3 protein-coding genes and 1 pseudogene are annotated in these 3,594 nt (G+C 73.3%); 2 read left to right on the forward strand and 2 right to left on the reverse strand.

All coding sequences use genetic code 11. The features are described 5' to 3' along the window. Positions 1-553 (forward strand): annotated as a pseudogene (locus EAD96_RS00460) (superoxide dismutase); the annotation flags it as partial. Between the two features lie 41 nt (positions 554-594). Here EAD96_RS00460 and EAD96_RS00465 read toward each other — a convergent pair. Continuing rightward, positions 595-2,169: a Na+/H+ antiporter gene (locus EAD96_RS00465; protein ID WP_233585316.1), complete on the reverse strand. Its 1,575-nt coding sequence runs from the start codon at positions 2,167-2,169 to the stop codon at positions 595-597. Positions 2,170-2,245: 76 nt separating this feature from the next. Beyond that, positions 2,246-2,866, reverse strand: coding sequence for an L-threonylcarbamoyladenylate synthase (locus EAD96_RS00470; protein ID WP_091418190.1), 621 nt, complete (start codon positions 2,864-2,866; stop codon positions 2,246-2,248). Positions 2,867-2,962: 96 nt separating this feature from the next. Between EAD96_RS00470 and EAD96_RS00475 the strand changes: the two genes are divergently transcribed. Then, positions 2,963-3,310, forward strand: coding sequence for a hypothetical protein (locus EAD96_RS00475; RefSeq protein WP_121682879.1), 348 nt, complete (start codon positions 2,963-2,965; stop codon positions 3,308-3,310). The last annotated feature ends 284 nt before the right edge of the window (positions 3,311-3,594 follow it).

Raw genomic sequence — 3,594 nt, forward strand, 5'->3', positions numbered from 1 at the left:
CAGCGTCAACGACGTGACGCTCACCCGCGACGCCGCCTGGTTCACCGACTCGAACCGGCCGGTGCTCTACCGCCTGCCGCTGGGACGCGGCGGCACGCTGCCGCCCGCCGACGGGTTCACCACGCTGCCGCTGACCGGCGACTTCCAACAGGACGGCACCGGCGTCAACCTCAACGGCATCGCGCCCACCCCGGACGGGCGGGCGCTGATCGTCGTGCAGTCGAACACCGGCACGCTGTTCCGGGTGGACCCGGCCACCGGCGTCACCACAGCCGTCGACGTGCCGGGCGCCACGTTCCTCAACGGCGACGGCCTGCTGCTGCTCGGCCGCACGCTGTACGTGGTGCAGAATTTCCTCAACCAGGTCGCCGTGGTCGACCTGAACCGCTCCGGCACCGCCGGCGTCGCGCGCGGCGTCATCACCGACCCGGGCTTCGACGTGCCGACCACCGTGGCCGCCGCGCTCGGCCGGCTCTACCTGCCGAACGGCCGGTTCACCACCCCGCCGACGCCGACCACCCCGTACACCGTCGTCGCTGTCGACCCGCGCTGAGCCACGCCGGCCGCCACCCGTCCGGTGGCGGCCGGCCCGGCTCACTCCTCCATCTCCGGCCCGAGCAGCCGGATCTCCTCGATGTCGATGGCCGCTTGGAGCTGCCGCAGCACCGCGTCGTCGATCTGCCGGGTGTTGCGCAGCCGGGTGATCTCCTGCCGCTTGTGGTCGAGCACCCGCAGCCGCAGCCGCCGGGCCATCTGCCGCTCCGCCTCCGCGTCCTCACCGCCCGGGTCGCGGGCGTCGGCCAGGTGCTCCTCGTAGTCGGCGCGCAGCCGGTCCACCGTGTCCTGCGTGGCGCCCACGTCGCTGGCGGCCCGGGGCAGCGCCTCCAGGGCGGCCTCGGTGGCCCGGATCCGGGCCCAGCGCACCTCGTCGTCGCGTTCCCGGTCGCCCGTCAGGCCCGCCCAGCTCACGACCGCGGGCAGTGTGGTGCCCTGCACCAGCATGATCAGCACGATCACCACCACGGTGACGAAGATGATCAGATCCCGTTCGCGCACCGAGCTCCCGTCGTGCATGGTGACCGGCACGGCGAGCGCGGCGGCAAGCGAGACGGCGCCGCGAAAGCCGGCCCAGCCCACCGCGGTACGCATCCGCCCGTCGAAGTGCCGCGCCCGGCTCGACTCGCGCCGGTCCACGCGTTGCAGCACCGACACCGACAGGTGCACCCAGACCAGCCGGATCACCACCACGACCAGCGCCACGAGCGCCGCGATGCCGAGCGACGCGGCCGGCGAGTGGCTGGTGATGCTGCGCAGCGAACGCGGCACCTGCGTGCCGAGCAGCACGAAGAGACCACCGTTGACCATGAACGTGGAGAGGTCCCAGAACGCGAACGCGGTGACCCGGGAACGGGCCCGGATCACCCGGGGCGCGGCGTAGGACAGCAGCAGCCCGGACACGACCACCGCGAGCACGCCGCTGGCGTGCACCGCGTCGGCGAGCAGGAACGCGACGAACGGGGTGAGGATGCTCAGCCCGCCCTCGCGCATCGGGTCGTCCACGTGCTTGCGGATCAGCACCACGACCGCGCCGACGAGCAGGCCGGCGGCCACCCCGCCGGCCGACTTGCCGACGAACTCGCCGGTGAGCAGCAGCGGCCCGGGCACCGTCCCGCCCGCGACCACCCCGGCCGCCACGGCGAACAGCACGAGCGCCGTACCGTCGTTGACCAGGCTCTCCGCGCGCAGCGTGGTGAGGATGCCGCGCGGCATCCGCTTGGCCAGGCCGGCCACGGCGGCCGCGTCGGTCGGGGCGAGGACCGCGCCGAGCACCCACGCGGCGGCCGGCTGCACGCCGAGGGCCTGCGCGGTGAACGCGACGGCGGCCATCGTGACGATCACCAGCACGACGGCGAGGCCGATGATCACCACCAGGTTGGCCCGGATCTCGCGCAGGCTGATGACCAGGCTCTCCCGGTAGAGGATCGCCGGGAGGAACAGCACCAGCACGACCTCGGGTTCGAGGATCAGATTGTCGAACGGCGGCAGCAGGCCGATCAGCGCACCCATGGCGATCAGCAGGACCGGCGGCGCGACGCTGTAGCGACCGCCGATCGTGGTGCCGACGAGCACCGTGGCGCCCAGCACGGTGATCAGCACGAGTGCTTCCACGCCGTACCCCCGTCACCGTCCGCCGGGAATCACGGTGCCCTACGACGGCGGCCCGGCGCGGCGGAACGGGTGATCGTTACTCGAAGCGGGACGGGTCTCCGGCCCCGCGGCGCAGGATCTCCGGCTCGGGGCCGGACAGGTCGACCACGGTGGTCGGCTCCAGCCCGCAGTCCCCGGCGTCGACCACGGCGTCGACCAGGTGGTCGAGCCGTTCCTTGATCTCCCAGCCCTGGGTCATCGGCTCGTCCTCGCCGGGCAGCAGCAGCGTGCTGGTCAGCAGCGGCTCGCCGAGTTCGGCGAGCAGCGCCTGGGTAACGGTGTGCCGGGGTACGCGTGCCCCGACCACCCGCCGCCGCGGGTCCTGCAACCGGCGGGGCACCTCGGCGGTGGCCGGCAGCAGGAACGTGTAGCTGCCCGGGATGACGGACTTCACCTGCCGGAAGACCGCGTTGCTGAGCTTGACGAACTGGCCGAGCTGGGCGAAGTCGGCGCACATCAGCGTGAACGGGTGCCGGTCGTCGAGCCGCCGGATCTCCCGGATCCGCTCCACGCCGTCGCGGTTGCCGATCCGGCAGCCGAGCGCGTAACAGGAGTCGGTCGGGTAGGCGATCACCCCGTCGGCGCGCAGCAGGTCCACCACCTGCCGGATCACGCGGGGCTGGGGGTTGTCCGGATGCAGGTCGTAGTACCTCGCCACGCCGGTCAGCCTATGTCCGCGTTCCGGCGGGCGCAGGTTTGGGCGGGGCGGTTTCCGGAAACAGGTGGGGGCCGTTCACGACAGGGGGACCGAATCATGTCCGAAGCCAGCACAGACCGCGTCGCCGACCGCCCCGCGGAGGTGACCGATCCGCTGCTGTGGGACCTGGCCGCCGCGGTGGCCGACGCGCACCAGCCGGACGCCGAGCGCGTCTGCGCCAGCCCGAGCTGCGCCGGGGCGGCGTGGCCGTGCGCGGCCTGGAACAACGCGCAGGCGGGGCTGAGCGCCGCCCGGACGCCGCGGCAGTCCGCCGCGCCGCGGCCAGTCGCCGCCGGGCAGCCGGGCGACGGGCAGCCGGGCGCCGCTCAGGCCGGTGCCGCGGGTGAGCCGGGCACTGGCGCGGCGCGGACCGGCGCACGGAGCCTCGCGGCCACCGCCGCCTGACTCAGCGTAGGCACACGGCTCCTCGCGCCGCCCCCGGCCGCCTCGGCCCGGGGCGGCGCTTTCGCGTCCCGTCGCGGCTGGTCAGCGCGCTTCGCGGCAGGGCCGGAGGGTACGCCCCAAGCGCGGGAGAGCGCTCTCTTCGGTAACAAGACATTGACGGATCCGTAACCCGAACCTTAATGTCCCTTCCCAAGAGAGCGCTCTCACGACTGCCGGACCACCACTCCGTACCCCCGCCTTCTCCTCGTGAAGGGGACCTCCATGACCCACCTGCGGGACTTCTC

This window comes from Micromonospora sp. BL1, from assembly GCF_003667485.1.
Classification (GTDB): domain Bacteria; phylum Actinomycetota; class Actinomycetes; order Mycobacteriales; family Micromonosporaceae; genus Micromonospora; species Micromonospora tulbaghiae.